Source organism: Nitritalea halalkaliphila LW7 (assembly GCF_000265075.1).
Classification (GTDB): domain Bacteria; phylum Bacteroidota; class Bacteroidia; order Cytophagales; family Cyclobacteriaceae; genus Nitritalea; species Nitritalea halalkaliphila.
In genome coordinates, this window is the sequence record NZ_AJYA01000018.1 from 21,339 (window position 1) to 35,970 (window position 14,632).

The window sequence follows — 14,632 nt, forward strand, 5'->3', positions numbered from 1 at the left end:
CTACAATTTGTAGAAAAAAATACCAAGGATGGGGGTATAAAGCTACTCCATCACATAAAATAAACGCACCTGGCTTCTCCTCCCAAACTCGTTCTCGGAAGGAAAACGCCCCTGCTGCTCGGCTTGAATGTAAAACAATATCCTTTCCTTGCCCTGTTTTTTAGCGATGCGCTTCAACTGCTTTTCGAAACTTTTTACCAAATAATCTGTGGCATCTAAAAAATTATCTGCTACTAATACCATCTCTTCATAACGCTCTAAGTCTGCCGGCTCTTCCTGTAAATAGCGCACCTCGATGCGTTCACTAATAAGAGAAGAAGCATGCGCAGGAAAGAACAAGGGCATGACCATGCCGAGTAGAAGAAGAAGTGGGCTTGTAAACATACGGATATAAGTAAAGGGTAATCAACTGATTACCCTTAAATAACGCACTTAGTATCCTAAAGTTTTCAACATATTTTCACTCGTTTGTTCAGGAGCAAAAAGATGGTGTGTGATAGTCCCATCTTCTGCACGATCCACCAGCACATGCTTGGGAGCAGGAATCAGACAGTGCTGAATACCACCATACCCCCCTAATGATTCCTGATAGGCACCCGTATGAAAAAAGCCCAAATACTGTTTCTTGCCTGCTTCCTGCTTAGGCAAATATATATTATACTGGTGTGCCTCTGAGTTATAATAGTCCATACTATCGCAGGTCAGCCCTCCTAAGTTGATATTGTGATACTCCTTGTCCCAGTTGTTCACGGCCAGCATGATGTACTTTTGATTAAGACCCCAGCTGTCTGGCAGCTGCGTAATAAACGAGCCATCGATCATGTACCAAAGTTCCTTGTCATTTTGCAGTTTTTCTTCGAGGACGGAGTACAAGACTGCGCCACTCTCTCCTACCGTGTAGGAACCAAACTCCGTAAAGATATCTGGCTCTACCGTATTGTTCTTGGCACACATCCACTTGATGTTTTTAATGATTTGATCGGCCATATATTGGTAATCATAATCAAAAAAGACATTCGTTTTAATCGGCCAGCCACCCCCGATGTCCATCGTATCAAGACTTGGAGCTATTTTTTTCAAATCCACATACTTCTGGATAAAGCGGGTAAGCTCAGACCAGTAATACGCGGTATCGCGTATGCCCGAGTTGATAAAGAAATGAAGCATCTTAAGAGATACCTGTGGATTATCTTTAATCTTCTCCTCATACAACTTTAAAATATCATTATAGCGTACGCCTAAGCGTGAGGTGTAAAAACCAAATTTAGGCTCCTCGTCAGCAGCGATACGAATACCTACCTGGAAAGGCACCTTTACATGCTCGAGATAGTAATCGATTTCTGTGAGGTTATCCAGAATAGGCACACAGTTTTTAAAACCATCATTTAACAGGCCCGTGATGAGCTCCTTATACCGCTCCCGCTTGAAGCCGTTACAAACGATAAACGTATCCTTACTGATTTTTCCTTCTTCGTATAACTTGCGAACCAGCGGAATGTCGAAAGTGGAAGATGTTTCGATATGGATGTCATTCTTGAGCGCCTCATTTAAAACAAAGCTGAAATGAGAAGATTTCGTGCAGTAACAGTACGTATACGAGCCTTATAATCGTGCGTCTGCATGGCATTTGCAAAGTAGGTCTTCGCATTCTGAATACTCTCAGAAATCTTGGGCAGATAAGTAAGTTTTAAGGGCGTTCCATACGTTTCGATGATTTCCATCAGATTCACCCCATTAAAGGTGAGTTGATTATCCGATACCTCGAACTCCTTGGTAGGAAAATCGAAAGTTTGCTGGATTAAATCAATGTATTTGTTCATTTCAGCTGTTTTGGTTTGACTAACAAAAATCCAAAATATTTTCGACACCACCTTATGTTTGGGCACAAATCTGGACTAAATGTAAAAAGTCGCCTTCAAAGAAAGCGACTTTTTAAAACCTAAATTCCCTCACTTAGGAACCTCACTGCGAATTTAGGCTTGTGGATAAATTTAACTAGAATTTTACTCTTTATAATACACTATATCTGCTTAGCGCTGAATCACAGCGTCACGTAAGCCCGGGCTGTTTAACAAGCCACCAAACTCTCCGATAACAGACTCAGGAACTTCTAAACCTTTTGCAGCTTCTACGATAGCCGCTACGAACAGATCATAATCCGCAGCATTCACTAGACCTGTCATGCGTGGGTTCTGCTCAGGATCATGCGCAGCTACCATGTCTAAACCTGTGTACTGAATGTTAACAGAACCGATAGCTTCTGCTAAGAATTCAGAGAAATCTTGCACCAGCGTAGCGAAACCTGACGTGTCACCTGCACCCACCTCTGCTAAAAGAACAGAGAAATAAGGTAATAAATCTGTATATTTACCTTCAGGATTAGAAGCGATAAGCAATACTGTTTCAGTAACCACTGCACGCAAAGGAACAAATCCAGCCTCGATTAACTGACCAGGATTCTCTGGATCATCGATAAGGCCTGAACCTCCTAAACGTGTGTATAAATCCAGCATCTCATCATCAGCACGCTGCACGATAGGCTCACGTACAGATTCTAATAACTCACCCACTGGTCCGATAACATCAGAGCTAGTAATTCCAGCCTGAGCAGCACCTTCTACCACCGCTTGGATGAATAGATCATAATCTGCATTGTTAATCAAACCATCCATACGTGGATTACGCTGCGGATCATGCGCTGCCTCCATATCTAATCCTGTGTAGGTAAAAGGACCCCCAGTAGCCTCAGCCAAGAAAATGGTGAAATCATCCACTAACTGCGCAAACCCAGAGAAGTCATCTCTTGCTACCTCGTTTAAAAGGACGCTGAAATAAGGAAGTAGATCATCATAAACACCCCCTTCATTCGTCGCAATAGTCAATACGGTGTTGGTTACCACAGTTCTCAGGTTAAGGAAACCCTGCTGGATCTGCTGGCCCGGATTATCAGGATCAGGAACTAAGGTAGTCCCTCCAAGCATAGTGGCGTAAAAGGAATCATCCTCCATCATCGGTGGATCCATCGGATCATCATCACTGCAGGATGAAAATACCAATAGAGATCCCACCACGAAACTGGCTAGCCAATAATTAATTCGTCTCATAGTAGTTTAATTTAATTAATTGTTTAATTCTCGAAAGCTTTCTGAAAAAAGGCTCCTAATCGATATGTAAGTGAGTTCTTGTTAATGGCCGGACAGCTTTGCGCCAGCATTTCATCGGAAGGTTTAAAAACCGATGCCCCCGCATTAAAATCCGCATTTATCAGCTGCGCTATGTCCGCCGGAGCCGTCTTCCGCTGATCGTAAATAAGTACCACATGGCCCGCTTCAGCGTTCATACGCGCTGTTCGAACACCCTCCACTTGAGATACAAATTCATGGATGTCTTTACCCTTCTCCTCGTCTAAGGCTTCAGGAAACTCTATCCGGATCATGGCTTGATGATTTAACCTACCGGGAACATCTTGCTTGGGCTTGGTCACCAAATAAATGTGCACTGCCAGCGTCGCCACCAATACAAACACGATGGCCACCGCGCCTAGAATAATTTTTTTTAGCATAATGGAAGTCCTTTGATGCCAGTAAATACGAGACTGTGGAACCAACTGGATTAAAAAGTTCCACAATTGAAAATAACTTTTCTATGAATTCAGAATTTCTTATTTTTAGGAACGCATTAAAAACATGAAAAAATTACTATTCTTACTTCTTATACTGACACTTAGCGCTTGCGATCGAGAGTTTGCTCGTGGCGAACGCTACTTCCTCCAAGAAGAATATGCCGCTGCTATAAAGGAGTTTAATAAAGTGCTCTTCCTAAAAGTTACCGACACCCAAAGCCTCTTCCTCCGCGCGCGCGCCTTTGAGGAGCTCGAACAGTTTAAAGAAGCCTTCGAAGATTATAACCGCATCCTCAGTCTGCGCCCTGATCATGCTCACGCCTACGCGGGAAAAGGCAAAATCTACTGGAAACTTAAAAAGTATAAGGAAGCTGAAGTGGAACTGCTTAAGGCTGCTCAGTACGCTCCCGACGATGCCGACATCCTGCTGCTCCTCGGTAGAAGCATGCTGAAAAATGGGCGCTTTAAATCTGCCGACGAATTTCTGGACCAAGCGAAGAAAATTCGCCCCGAGGCTGCCGACATTTACTACTATCAGGGTATGGCACGCTCTCAAATCGGTGACATCAATGGCGCCGCAGCCTCCTTTAATATGGCCCTACGCTATGACCCCGATAACCTCGCTGCCCGCTATAACCGAGGCCTTACCCTCCTCATTATAGGCTACCTGCCCTGGGCCGAAGATGATTTCGATGATGTACTCCGCTATAAGCCCGATCACGTGGAAGCACTCGCACATCGGGGGGTGGCGCGCGTGCGCCAAAATAAACGCAGTGGCTGTGCAGACATCGAAGCGGCGATGGCTAAAGGCAGCCAATATGCCGCACGTAACCGGCATCTCTGTCCTTAAAAAATAGAAGGGGAACTACACACCCCTTTTTTCTCCTTTACACCTGAAATTTAAAAAAGCCACCTAACTTTGTGGCTTCTTTTTTAGGTTTCACCCGAACACGTATGCCCGATAAAAAGCTCGTCATCATCCCCACCTATAATGAAATCGAAAACATCCACGATATGGTGCATGCCGTCCTCAGCCTGCCCGAACTTTTCGACCTCCTCATCATAGACGATGGCTCGCCAGACGGTACCGCAGAAGCAGTACAGCAGCTCCAAAACCCCTATCCGAACAGGCTGTACCTACTGAAGCGCGCCGGCAAGCTCGGCCTTGGAACCGCCTACCTCGAAGGCTTCGCTTTTGCCCTCCAAAAGGGCTACCACTACATCTTCGAAATGGATGCCGACTTTTCCCATAACCCCCTAGACCTGCCCAAACTGCTCGACGCCTGCCAAAACCAAGGCCACGATATGGCAATCGGCTCCCGCTACATCACAGGCGTAAACGTGGTCAACTGGCCCATGTCACGCGTCCTCATGTCCTTTTTTGCTTCCAAATACGTACAGTTCATTACTGGAATGCCCATAAAAGACGCCACCGCCGGGTTTAAATGCTACAAGCGCGAAGTACTCGAAACGATTCCCTTAGATAAAATAAAGTTTGTGGGTTACGCCTTCCAGATCGAAATGAAATTCTCTGCCTGGATTCGGGGCTTTTCTATAAAAGAAGTGCCCATCATCTTCACCGACCGCACCCGCGGACAGTCAAAAATGAATATTGGCATCTTTAAAGAAGCCGTCTTCGGTGTCTTTCACATGAAACTACGTAGCCTTTTTCGCCGCCCGAAACACCGAAAGCAGATGACCGGCCCTTAAGCTATTCCCCACACTTAATCGAAGCGAATCGCTTTAATCGGCTGTACACCCGCTATTAGCCGCGCAGGAATCAGTAGAACCAAAGCTGTCAACACAAAAACAAACACATTCAGCCCAATCAGCAGGGGCCAATTCCAAGCAATCGGAACGGCCTCCATATAATAAGCTTCAGGATCCAAACGGATGAAACGATAGCGGTCTTGTAGCATGCCCAGGCCTAAACCTACCGAATTCCCGATTAGCATGCCCTTTCCTATGATGCGTAGGCCGTTCCAGAAAAATATGCGCCGAATCAACTGAAAAGAAGCCCCTAATGCTTTTAAAAGCCCGATCATCGGGGTGCGTTCCATGATCAGGATAAACAGTACAGAGACCATATTAAAGGCTGCCACAAATAAAATCAGGCCTAAAAAGACGTACACATTATTATTTAAAAGTGCCAGCCAATCAAAAATGTCAGCGAAGCGATCTTTCACGCGCTGTAGGCGCAAATCGTAATCCATCAAATCTTCAAGCTCCAAATAGGCTGCATCTAAGGCAGTAGGATCTTTTAAAAAGAGAGACAGCCTCCCACCTGATCAGCATTCCAGCCGTTAAGATTTCGGACCGTCTGAATATCACCGATGATGATTTTTTCATCAAAAGCCTCCATATACGTTTCGTAGATACCCACGATTTCTACATTGCGGAAGCGCGGGGGATCCTGAACGAAGTAGAGCACAAATTTATCACCGAGAGAAAGTAACAGCTTGTTGGCGATTTTTTGGGAAATCAATACTTCATTTACCGCCTGCTCTGCCTCATGGCGGATAAATCGGCCTGCTTTCAATGAGGGGCGGAAGTCTACAGTATCGAAATCGGCTGCCACCCCCTTAAAGAGGACACCCTCCACTTCTTCGTCGCCCTTTATGAGTCCCGGCTTGTGGGCATAGGACTGCACATGCCGCAGCAGAGGGTGCTCCCGGTGGTCGCGGTAAAAAAAACTTTCCGTGCTCATAGGAACCTCCTCGAAAGCATTGCCCGACATAAACTTGGTAACCTGCAGATGCCCTGTAAAGCGGTAAATCTTCTCCCCTACCTCACGCTGAAAACCACCTAGTATCATAAAAGCCAGCATAGATACGGCGATACCGATCGCTACACTGCCGACCGCAATGCGGTGTATGGTGCCCGTAAAACCGCCACTGCCCTTAAAACTGATTCTTTTCGCTATGAAATAGGAGAGGTTCAAAGAATTTATTTAATTTAGTTCTAAAATTCACCCAAAGATACTATGAAGCCCCCACAAATTACGCTCTTGTTCCTTTTTTTCAGCTTGATTTCCCTTCAGTGTCGTGCAGACCATACCAGCTCCTCCAAGCATCTCGGCCCTAAGCCGGAAAAAAGTGCTGGTGCCTTAGCCTTGGATATCCTGGCGGGAGCCGACCAGCCTGAACGCTACCTACCGCTCATGGAAGGCAAGCGTCTTGGCTTAATCGTGAACCAAAGCTCCCTGCTACAGCAAGACGGCACAAGTACGCACCTCGTGGATTTTCTGCTGGCAGAAGGACAGCAAATCCAAAAGATATTTGTTCCCGAGCATGGCTTCCGTGGAAATGCCGACGCCGGCGAACGCATCGGAAATGAAACCGACCCCGCCACAGGCCTCCCCCTGCTTTCCCTTTACGGAGACCAGAAAAAACCGCAACAGCAAACACTGGCAGATGTCGACTTGCTCGTTTTTGATCTACAAGATGTAGGTGTGCGCTTTTATACGTATATTTCTACCCTTCACTATGTAATGGAGGCCGCCGCTGAAGCGGGAAAACCTGTTTTGATCTTGGATAGACCCAACCCGAATGGCGATTACGTCGCAGGTCCTCTCCTAAAAAAAGGGTTCGAAAGCTTCGTCGGAATCCATCCTATACCGGTCGTACACGGTCTCACTGTGGGCGAACTGGCACACATGATTAATGGAGAAGCCTGGCTAAAAGGTGGCCTGCAAGCAGAAATCAACGTCGTGCCCGTCGCCAACTGGAACCACCAGACACCCTATGAACTACCTGTTCGCCCCTCCCCTAATCTCCCGAATTATCAGTCGATCCGTCTCTACCCCTCCCTGTGCTTCTTCGAAGGCACGGACGTTTCCGTAGGACGCGGCACTCCCTTTCCCTTCCAGGTTTATGGCTATCCCAAAAAAGATTTTGGTCCCTTTTCCTTTACCCCACAGCCCACCGAAGGTGCCAAAAACCCGCCACATAAGGGGAAAGAATGTTTCGGCCAAGATCTCAGAGCGGCGGAAAACCATGCCGCAGCTGGCTTTACTCTAGAATTCGTATTAGACGCCTACCAGAAATCCGGGAAAGGGGCAGCCTTTTTTACACCGTTTTTCGATAAATTGGCCGGTACGGATGCGCTGCGCAAAGGTATTTTAGCAGGCATGTCCGCTGAAGAACTGGAAGAGAGTTGGGCAGAGGAACTTAACACCTACAAAAAGATGCGCGAAAAGTATCTTTTATACGAATAATCAACTGCAAAAAGCGCCATTTAATCGGAAAACCAAAATTTATCGTAAATTACAACCAAATGCCCGCTTGCATGTTGTAAGAGAGCATGAAAAAAGGTTTTTTTCTATCGCTTATTATCGCACCCCTACTCATGATCGCAGTTTATACCCCAGGGAAGGTGCAGGAAGCGGGTACATTCGTTTCTAACGAGGAGTTAGAATCAGTATCCGGCATTGAAAATTGGCAAGGCACGCCCTTAGATGCTAAGGGACGTTATGTTAACCTGTACCAGCCCTTCGAGTCAAGTTTTAAAGATTTGCTAAAATGGCAGCTTAGCAAAAACCCTCAAAAACACGAGAAGGAAAATGATTATCGAGAACCTCCTGTCACCAACCAAAAAATAGATTTCAATACCAAAGACGATTTCCTCATTTGGATGGGGCACGCGAGCTTTCTCATGCGATTAGATGGCGTGACGATACTTACAGATCCTGTTCTGATCGATAATACCTTTTTAAAACTGCGCCACGCGCTTCCCTACGATCTTTTAGAAATCCCCCAGCTGGATTATATTTTGCTTTCACATGCCCACCGCGACCACTGCGATAAGGCTACGCTTAGCTTTCTCTTCGAGCAGCATCCAAATGTTCGCGTCCTGACCGGACTGGCATCGGCGAAGTTATCGGAGACTGGCGCAGCCATAGCAAGCAGACCATTACCGAGGCGGGCTGGTTTCAGCGCTACCCCCTACAGAAGAAGGGCCTTGAAATCACCTACCTGCCTGCTCGTCACTGGTCACGGCGCGGACTACTGGATGAAAATAAGACGCTTTGGGGTGGGTTTTACATAAAAAGCAAGACGAAAAGCATCTTTTTTATGGGCGATAGTGGCTACGATGCTCATTTTAAATTGATCGCCGACGCGCTCGGAGCACCCGATTATGCCATCATGGGTGTGGGCGCCTACAAGCCAGAGTGGTTTATGGCCCAAGCGCATATCAGTCCTTTAGATGCCATCAAGGCCTTTAATGAAATGGGAGCTAAAACCTTTATCCCCATGCACTATGGGACATTCGACCTGAGCGATGAGCCCTCACTCGAACCTTGGGATGTGCTCTGGGAGCATAAAAAAACGATTAATGGAAAATTAGAAGAAGGCATCTTAGGCCGAAACTATTTTCACTACGACAAGACAGAGCGCTTTTTTTAAGGAAGCGCTACAAACATGGCGAAGTAATTCCCGAGACAGCGTGAACAGGGTGTCGCTGCCATGCGAAAAAACAGCGAAGCGACTACCCTTTTCAACATGGCTACAGCTTGAATACTACTCCTAAATTTAGCCAGCCATAAGTGTTACCGATTTCTCCATATGCACCTAAGCGCTCAGAAAAGTAATACCGTGCTCCAGCATGGAATGCAGGAAAGATCCCTCCTACGCGAATACCTTCGAAGCCCGTGCTAAAGCTTCTATAATAGATACCAAGACCTCCATAAAAATCCCAGTCATCCTCTAAATCTACTAGTTCTGCAAAGTGATAAGAGGCACGCCCTCCAATATAGGTAATTGAAAACCCCGAAAATCCAGCGTATCCTATCTCACCACCGACTCCAAGAACACCTTTTTCGAGTTGTGTTACACCAAACTCTACGCCGGCTCCAATAGGCAGCGTTCCACCCATTCCCGCAGAGTAAACAGTACCGAATCCAATACCTGCGTTAAGCACCACATCCTTTTCCTGAAAGGTTTGCGATTGGGCACTAAAATGCCATAAAAATAAGCCACTAAGCAAAAGCAGTAGACGTAATGTGCGGAAGAAGTCCTTCATAATACTATAGTTTTTTAAATAGATCTTGCAAAAGATAACCAAACAAACTTTCACAAATAGAAACGATTCGTTCAAAGGTAAGAATCGTTAGGGGCAAATAAAAATAAAAAGGACCTCCGTGCAGAAGATAAACGCTTAAATGTCCCTTTCTTCTGAATTAAGAAGCGAACATGCTACTGGAAACCAAAGAAACACCTAACCCCATGCGCATCAAGGAAAAACGATGTGCAGCTGCACGCCATGCTGTTCAGGCTGGGTGTTTAACTTCTGCAAGCCTACGCCCATCAGCCGAATGGGCTGCTTGAGCGGCTCCTGCTCTAACAGAGCGCGATAAAATTCCTCCAGCGCCTCCTCCGGGATGTAATGCTCCTGGCTTCGAGAACGCGTCTGCTGACTAAAATCACTGTATTTTAGTTTCAGCACCGCCGTGCGCCCCTTCAGCCCCTGCTTGCGGAGTCGCTTCTTTAGGTCTTCTAATAAGCGCTGAAGCGCAAAATCCAATTCATTTCTCGCGCTGATGTCTTGCTCGAAAGTGCTTTCCACACTGATGGATTTGCGCATACGATCAGGCTGCACGGGAGAATCATGAATGCCCCGAACGATTTGGTAGTAATGTTGCCCCGACTTGCCAAAATGTTTGGTTAAAAAAGCCAGGGAAAAGGACTTGAGGTCCGCCCCGGAATAAATCCCAAAACGGTTTAACTTAGCCGCAGTCACCTTGCCGACCCCATAAAACTTCTCCACAGGAAGTCGTTCTAAAAATTCCGCCGCATCCTCTGGTAAAATAACCGCCTGCCCATTTGGCTTCCGTAAATCGGAGGCCGTCTTGGCTAAAAACTTATTGTAACTCACCCCCGCCGAGGCAGTCAACCCCGTCTCCTGAAAAATCCGCTTGCGAATCAGGTAGGCCATATAAATGGCTGACTTATAGCCAAATTTATTTTCTGTCACATCTAAAAACGCCTCGTCTAAGGAAAGTGGCTCCACGAAATCTGTAAACGAAAAAAATATCTCTTGCACCTGCTGGGAAACCTCTTTATAGACGGAAAAGCGTGGCGGCACAAAAAGCAAATGGGGACACTTTCGGATGGCCAGCTTCCCAGGCATCGCTGAGCGTACTCCATAGGCGCGCGCCTCATAAGATGCCGCCGCCACCACACCACGTTCACCATCACCCCCTACCGCCACAGGCTTGCCACGTAGTTCCGGATGATCGCGCTGCTCTACAGAAGCAAAGAAAGCATCCATGTCCACATGAATGATTTTGCGCCAGCGCACAGCCTCCTGACCCCGCTCCTTCTCCTGCTTATTCACCCGCTAGTACCCTTCTAATCCCGCTTGCTTTTAACTGACACTCCGCATACTCCGCCGCTGCCACTGCATCGATGGTAATAGCGGAACCTACTGCAAAAAACCCTTTTTCAGCTGCCCGATCGTAAATAAAACTACGAATAAGTACATTCATATCCACTTCGCCACCCGGCATCCAGTAGCCAAAAGTTCCTGAAAACCAACCTCTTTGAAAGTTTTCCAACTCCTCGATCGCCTCCATGGTACTAATTTTCGGCGCTCCCGTCATGCTGCCCATCGGAAAAGTCGCCGCTAGCAGTTGCTCCAGCCCGACTTCGCCTGCCAGCTTGGCCTTAACGGTAGAAATCATCTGATTTACACGTGGAAATGGATACACCCCGAAGCGCTCCACCACCTCCACGGAGCCTAAAACTGCCAGCTTAGCCAAATCATTACGCATCAAGTCCACGATCATCAAATTTTCCGCCCGCTCCTTTTCTGAGGCCGCAAGCTGGCGCCGAAGCTCCGCATCTTCCTCCGGATTTTCTCCCCTGCGGATAGTCCCCTTTATAGGTTGCGCCCAGAGCTCCCCGTCGGCCTGCTTGAGAAATCGCTCGGGAGAGGCACAGGCGAGGAAGCGCTCTCCTACCTGAAGGAACCCCCCGAAAGGCATGGGATTTTGCGCCGCGAGGCGCAAATAAAAATCTACAGGATCCAAGCGCCCACTCACCTGGTAGGCCATACAAAAATTCATTTCGTACACCATCCCCTCGCGAATGAGCTGATGAATGGCGGCCACGCGTTCCTGATACTCCTCCTCCGTGGTCAGCGCTGCCACCTGCACAGCGCCTGCCCAAGGGCTATGCGTTCTCCTCGCCTACCCTTTCGCACCTGCTCGAAGCGCTGCTGCCAAAGATCAGCCGCCGAACCGCGCAGCACCCATTCTTGCCCTTCCCGAAAAAGAGCCAAGTCCGGGAGGAAAGCAAAGGTCTCCGGGGTTTCCACCAGCGCCGGATTCTCCGAAACAAGCTTCTCCAGTCTATTTTTATAGTCGTAAGCCACGCAGAAAGGAATCGGAAGACCTATGCGATCCGCCTCTGGAGCTACCTGCTCTAACGTCAGGGGCTGTGTTCCAGCAAATAGCCCAAAGCGAAAAGGCCCTAAAGGGAAATCGGTCTTTCCCCGTGGATCAAATAATGCCACATAGGGAAAATGTGCGGAGAGCAGGCGCAGAAATAAAGGGAGGTCGTGCTCCAGCACGGGAATTCGATGGAGGGACGCGGGATTTTCATTCATAAGAGTAGGACAAAAATAAAAAAAAGGGAGCATTTCTGCTCCCTCCACGTTTGTTTGATTAGGGTAATTAAAATTAGTTCGCTTTGATGTCGAAACCTACACTTACCGTGTTGTAGATAAACTGATCTTTGGCTTTGTCCACAGCGTTCGACTCGTCACCGTAAGAAAGACCCCACTGCGTTCTGTCGATATTAAAACCTGCTTTCGCCATCACAGCGCCATCTTGCATACGTACAGAAGCGGGGAATTTGATGTTTTTCGTCGTTCCACGCATGGTTAGGTTACCAGAAATCCAGTGCGTAGGATTGTCAGCTAAAAGGTCAGAAGCGCTTTCAGGCGTGTACTCTGTTTCGAACTCGTCCTTGTCCTCTACATCCGCTGCAGATGTAAACGGTTCGATTTTCGTTACCTCGAACATCGCCTCCGGATGGTTAGCGGCATCGAAGAAATCATCTGACTGCAGGTGACCCCACAACTTACCGTAATTTTCGTTATCCTCAGGGATATCTTCGATCACTAATCCTGTGATGTCAAAAACGAACTTACCGCCAGTGATCGCATCGCCATCTACCATAAGCTCTCCCCCTGTTACAGGAATTTTACCCCAGTGCTTGCCTGCAGGCTTGTATCCAGTCCAAGAAACAACACTCGCTCCTAAATCTAATGCAAGAGAGGAACCTGAAGCTTCACCTACTTCTTGTGCATCTGTCGTTTCCACTGTGTCACTAGGCCCACCACAAGCGAACGCTAAAAGCGCTGCTGATAAAAAGAGTCCGGTTTTCTGTAATAGTTTCATAGTTTATTTAGTTGTGTTTAATTTCGTATTAAATGTACATACACGAAAACCAAAAGTGGTTAAAAAAGTTCGAACCCAGGGGATTTTTTTTCGTCTGAGGCGAGCATTATTTGCTTAGCGGCTCATAAAGGAGCATTTAGCGAAGAATCTTTTCTCTCTGCCTGCTTTTCTATCAGAAAACTTGAAATTACGTCGCGAAATCTTTAGGTTCGTCAGTGCTTACGCATGCATCTTAACTAAATAATGGCTATGGCATTAATAAAATCAGTTCGGGGCTTCGCCCCAAAATGGGATTCCGGCTGCTGGTTCGCTGAAAACGCGACTTTGGTAGGCGACATCATCATGGGTAAAAACTGTACCGTCTGGTACCAAGCGGTCATCCGGGGTGATGTCCATGAAATCCGCATCGGAGATGATACGAATATCCAAGATGGCGCTGTTATCCACGGCACCTACCAAAAAGCGGGTACATACATTGGCAGCAGGGTCTCCGTGGCACATAAAGCGATTCTGCATGGCTGCACCATCCATGATGATGTGCTCATCGGGATGGGAGCTATCGTCATGGATCATGCTGTGGTCCACAGTGGGGCTGTTATCGCCGCAGGTGCCATCGTCCTAGCAGGCACAGTGGTCGAAGCGAACAGCATCTACGCCGGCATCCCCGCTAAAAAAGTAAAAACCACAGGACCCGAAATGCGCGAAGTGATTCAGCGGACAGCGGCCAACTATCCGCTTTATGCCTCCTGGATGCAGGAAGAAGGCGATGTGGAGGGCGGTTAAAGACTTTTTGTGCAGATCACATAAAATTTTGTAGAAAAGAAGACTTAAAAACTTTTGCTTTTCGAAAAAAGCCGCTTATTTTTAATTCTCAACCCTATCGAAACCGAATGAAAGAAGAATATTTTAAATGGTACTCCCATCACCTGATGCGAGATGTGGAGATGCTGGTATTCGGCCATGCAGGTTATCCAGTAGTCCTCTTCCCCACTTCTATGGGGTCTTTTCATGAAAATAGGGATATGGGGCTGATTAGCGCCGCCTCCTGGTACATCGAACAGGGCCTGATCCAGGTGTTTTGTCCCGATAGCCAAGACAAGTATAGCTTTTATGACAAGCAGGCACATCCCCATAACCGGATCATGTCGCATGATGCCTACGATAAAATGATCTGTCATGACATCGTCGAGCGTATCCGCCTGCAGACCGCTGTGGGGAAAGTGGTGATGGCAGGCTGTAGCTTCGGCGGATACCATGCAGCGAATTTTGCCTTCCGACATCCCGGCTATGTGAGCACATGTTTTCCATGTCAGGCGCCTTCGACATCCGCTCCTTCATGGACGGCTATCAGCATGAGCAGATCTTTTACCACTCCCCCCTTGAATATCTTCCCGGCCTGCAGGACCGAGAGCTTTGGAACATGGACGTGGTGCTGGGCACTTCGAACTGGGACATCTGCTTCGATGCGAATATCAAGCTGAGCGACACCCTCGAAGCGAAGGGCATCCGCCACTGGCTCGATGTGCGTAAGGATCGGCAGCATGACTGGCCTGTCTGGAAAGAAATGTTCCCCCATTATTTATCTCGTATTAAATTCAACTAAGTTT

At 47.3% G+C, this 14,632-nt stretch carries 17 protein-coding genes and 2 pseudogenes; 7 read left to right on the plus strand and 12 right to left on the minus strand.

Going from position 1 to position 14,632, the window contains the following annotated elements; translation table 11 throughout:
- Positions 1 to 42: 42 nt before the first annotated feature.
- From A3SI_RS06970 to A3SI_RS06985, 4 genes and pseudogenes are all read right to left on the minus strand, one after another.
- Positions 43 to 384 (minus strand): hypothetical protein, encoded by a 342-nt coding sequence (locus A3SI_RS06970; RefSeq protein WP_156810212.1) that lies wholly within the window; start codon positions 382 to 384, stop codon positions 43 to 45.
- 48 nt (positions 385 to 432) lie between these two features.
- Positions 433 to 1,820: pseudogene (locus A3SI_RS06975) on the minus strand (arginine decarboxylase).
- 210 nt (positions 1,821 to 2,030) lie between these two features.
- Positions 2,031 to 3,104: a globin family protein gene (locus A3SI_RS06980; protein WP_009054667.1), complete on the minus strand. Its 1,074-nt coding sequence runs from the start codon at positions 3,102 to 3,104 to the stop codon at positions 2,031 to 2,033.
- A gap of 23 nt (positions 3,105 to 3,127) precedes the next feature.
- A complete protein-coding gene (locus A3SI_RS06985; protein WP_009054668.1) occupies positions 3,128 to 3,562 on the minus strand; it encodes a hypothetical protein in 435 nt (144 codons plus the stop codon).
- Positions 3,563 to 3,686: 124 nt separating this feature from the next.
- Between A3SI_RS06985 and A3SI_RS06990 the strand changes: the two genes are divergently transcribed.
- Both A3SI_RS06990 and A3SI_RS06995 read left to right on the plus strand, forming a co-directional pair.
- A complete protein-coding gene (locus A3SI_RS06990) occupies positions 3,687 to 4,472 on the plus strand; it encodes a tetratricopeptide repeat protein (RefSeq protein WP_009054669.1) in 786 nt (261 codons plus the stop codon).
- A 104-nt stretch (positions 4,473 to 4,576) separates the two neighbouring features.
- The gene (locus A3SI_RS06995) at positions 4,577 to 5,332 is read left to right on the plus strand and encodes a polyprenol monophosphomannose synthase (RefSeq protein WP_040670361.1); all 756 of its coding nucleotides are present in this window, start codon (positions 4,577 to 4,579) and stop codon (positions 5,330 to 5,332) included.
- Positions 5,333 to 5,346: 14 nt separating this feature from the next.
- Here the strand turns inward: A3SI_RS06995 and A3SI_RS22380 are convergent, their stop codons facing one another.
- Both A3SI_RS22380 and A3SI_RS22385 read right to left on the minus strand, forming a co-directional pair.
- Positions 5,347 to 5,853, minus strand: a complete 507-nt coding sequence (locus A3SI_RS22380; protein WP_316929114.1) for an ABC transporter permease — start codon at positions 5,851 to 5,853, stop codon at positions 5,347 to 5,349.
- 29 nt (positions 5,854 to 5,882) lie between these two features.
- The gene (locus A3SI_RS22385; protein ID WP_316929115.1) at positions 5,883 to 6,563 is read right to left on the minus strand and encodes an ABC transporter permease; all 681 of its coding nucleotides are present in this window, start codon (positions 6,561 to 6,563) and stop codon (positions 5,883 to 5,885) included.
- A gap of 42 nt (positions 6,564 to 6,605) precedes the next feature.
- Here A3SI_RS22385 and A3SI_RS07005 point away from each other — a divergent pair, with 42 nt between their 5' ends.
- From A3SI_RS07005 to A3SI_RS20415, 3 genes and pseudogenes are all read left to right on the plus strand, one after another.
- On the plus strand, positions 6,606 to 7,838 hold the full coding sequence (locus tag A3SI_RS07005) for an exo-beta-N-acetylmuramidase NamZ family protein (protein WP_009054673.1): 1,233 nt from the start codon (positions 6,606 to 6,608) through the stop codon (positions 7,836 to 7,838).
- Positions 7,839 to 8,275: 437 nt separating this feature from the next.
- Positions 8,276 to 8,443 (plus strand): annotated as a pseudogene (locus A3SI_RS20410) (MBL fold metallo-hydrolase); the annotation flags it as partial.
- Between the two features lie 89 nt (positions 8,444 to 8,532).
- Positions 8,533 to 9,027: an MBL fold metallo-hydrolase gene (locus A3SI_RS20415; RefSeq protein WP_238531649.1), complete on the plus strand. Its 495-nt coding sequence runs from the start codon at positions 8,533 to 8,535 to the stop codon at positions 9,025 to 9,027.
- A gap of 100 nt (positions 9,028 to 9,127) precedes the next feature.
- Here A3SI_RS20415 and A3SI_RS07015 read toward each other — a convergent pair whose 3' ends face one another.
- The 5 genes from A3SI_RS07015 to A3SI_RS07035 form a co-directional block, all read right to left on the minus strand.
- Positions 9,128 to 9,718, minus strand: a complete 591-nt coding sequence (locus tag A3SI_RS07015) for a hypothetical protein (RefSeq protein WP_156810213.1) — start codon at positions 9,716 to 9,718, stop codon at positions 9,128 to 9,130.
- A gap of 135 nt (positions 9,719 to 9,853) precedes the next feature.
- Positions 9,854 to 10,957 (minus strand): DNA polymerase IV, encoded by a 1,104-nt coding sequence (dinB, locus tag A3SI_RS07020; RefSeq protein WP_009054676.1) that lies wholly within the window; start codon positions 10,955 to 10,957, stop codon positions 9,854 to 9,856.
- Positions 10,950 to 11,777 (minus strand): anthranilate synthase component I family protein, encoded by an 828-nt coding sequence (locus tag A3SI_RS07025; protein ID WP_009054679.1) that lies wholly within the window; start codon positions 11,775 to 11,777, stop codon positions 10,950 to 10,952. Before A3SI_RS07025 ends, dinB begins: the two co-directional genes overlap by 8 nt.
- Entirely contained in the window at positions 11,759 to 12,229 is a 471-nt protein-coding gene (locus tag A3SI_RS07030) for a hypothetical protein (protein WP_162098429.1), read from the minus strand. The genes A3SI_RS07025 and A3SI_RS07030 overlap by 19 nt, the downstream gene beginning before the upstream one ends.
- Before the next feature lie 73 nt (positions 12,230 to 12,302).
- A complete protein-coding gene (locus tag A3SI_RS07035) occupies positions 12,303 to 13,025 on the minus strand; it encodes a YceI family protein (RefSeq protein ID WP_009054683.1) in 723 nt (240 codons plus the stop codon).
- Between the two features lie 249 nt (positions 13,026 to 13,274).
- Here A3SI_RS07035 and A3SI_RS07040 point away from each other — a divergent pair, with 249 nt between their 5' ends.
- Positions 13,275 to 13,808, plus strand: coding sequence for a gamma carbonic anhydrase family protein (locus tag A3SI_RS07040; RefSeq protein ID WP_040670374.1), 534 nt, complete (start codon positions 13,275 to 13,277; stop codon positions 13,806 to 13,808).
- 44 nt (positions 13,809 to 13,852) lie between these two features.
- On the opposite strand, the gene A3SI_RS22390 is transcribed toward A3SI_RS07040, so the two are convergent.
- Positions 13,853 to 14,305, minus strand: coding sequence for a hypothetical protein (locus tag A3SI_RS22390; RefSeq protein WP_316929116.1), 453 nt, complete (start codon positions 14,303 to 14,305; stop codon positions 13,853 to 13,855).
- A 26-nt stretch (positions 14,306 to 14,331) separates the two neighbouring features.
- Here A3SI_RS22390 and A3SI_RS22395 point away from each other — a divergent pair, with 26 nt between their 5' ends.
- A complete protein-coding gene (locus A3SI_RS22395; RefSeq protein ID WP_316929117.1) occupies positions 14,332 to 14,628 on the plus strand; it encodes a hypothetical protein in 297 nt (98 codons plus the stop codon).
- The last annotated feature ends 4 nt before the right edge of the window (positions 14,629 to 14,632 follow it).

Bases quoted from the DNA above. Each gene is read 5' to 3' on its own strand.
- A3SI_RS06970 (WP_156810212.1), bottom strand. From the start codon at position 384: ATGTTTACAAGCCCACTTCTTCTTCTACTCGGCATGGTCATGCCCTTG.
- A3SI_RS06980 (WP_009054667.1), bottom strand. From the start codon at position 3,104: ATGAGACGAATTAATTATTGGCTAGCCAGTTTCGTGGTGGGATCTCTA.
- A3SI_RS06985 (WP_009054668.1), bottom strand. From the start codon at position 3,562: ATGCTAAAAAAAATTATTCTAGGCGCGGTGGCCATCGTGTTTGTATTG.
- A3SI_RS06990 (WP_009054669.1), top strand. From the start codon at position 3,687: ATGAAAAAATTACTATTCTTACTTCTTATACTGACACTTAGCGCTTGC.
- A3SI_RS06995 (WP_040670361.1), top strand. From the start codon at position 4,577: ATGCCCGATAAAAAGCTCGTCATCATCCCCACCTATAATGAAATCGAA.
- A3SI_RS07005 (WP_009054673.1), top strand. From the start codon at position 6,606: ATGAAGCCCCCACAAATTACGCTCTTGTTCCTTTTTTTCAGCTTGATT.
- A3SI_RS07030 (WP_162098429.1), bottom strand. From the start codon at position 12,229: ATGAATGAAAATCCCGCGTCCCTCCATCGAATTCCCGTGCTGGAGCAC.
- A3SI_RS07035 (WP_009054683.1), bottom strand. From the start codon at position 13,025: ATGAAACTATTACAGAAAACCGGACTCTTTTTATCAGCAGCGCTTTTA.
- A3SI_RS07040 (WP_040670374.1), top strand. From the start codon at position 13,275: ATGGCATTAATAAAATCAGTTCGGGGCTTCGCCCCAAAATGGGATTCC.
- A3SI_RS22390 (WP_316929116.1), bottom strand. From the start codon at position 14,305: ATGTCGGAAGGCAAAATTCGCTGCATGGTATCCGCCGAAGCTACAGCC.
- A3SI_RS22395 (WP_316929117.1), top strand. From the start codon at position 14,332: ATGTCAGGCGCCTTCGACATCCGCTCCTTCATGGACGGCTATCAGCAT.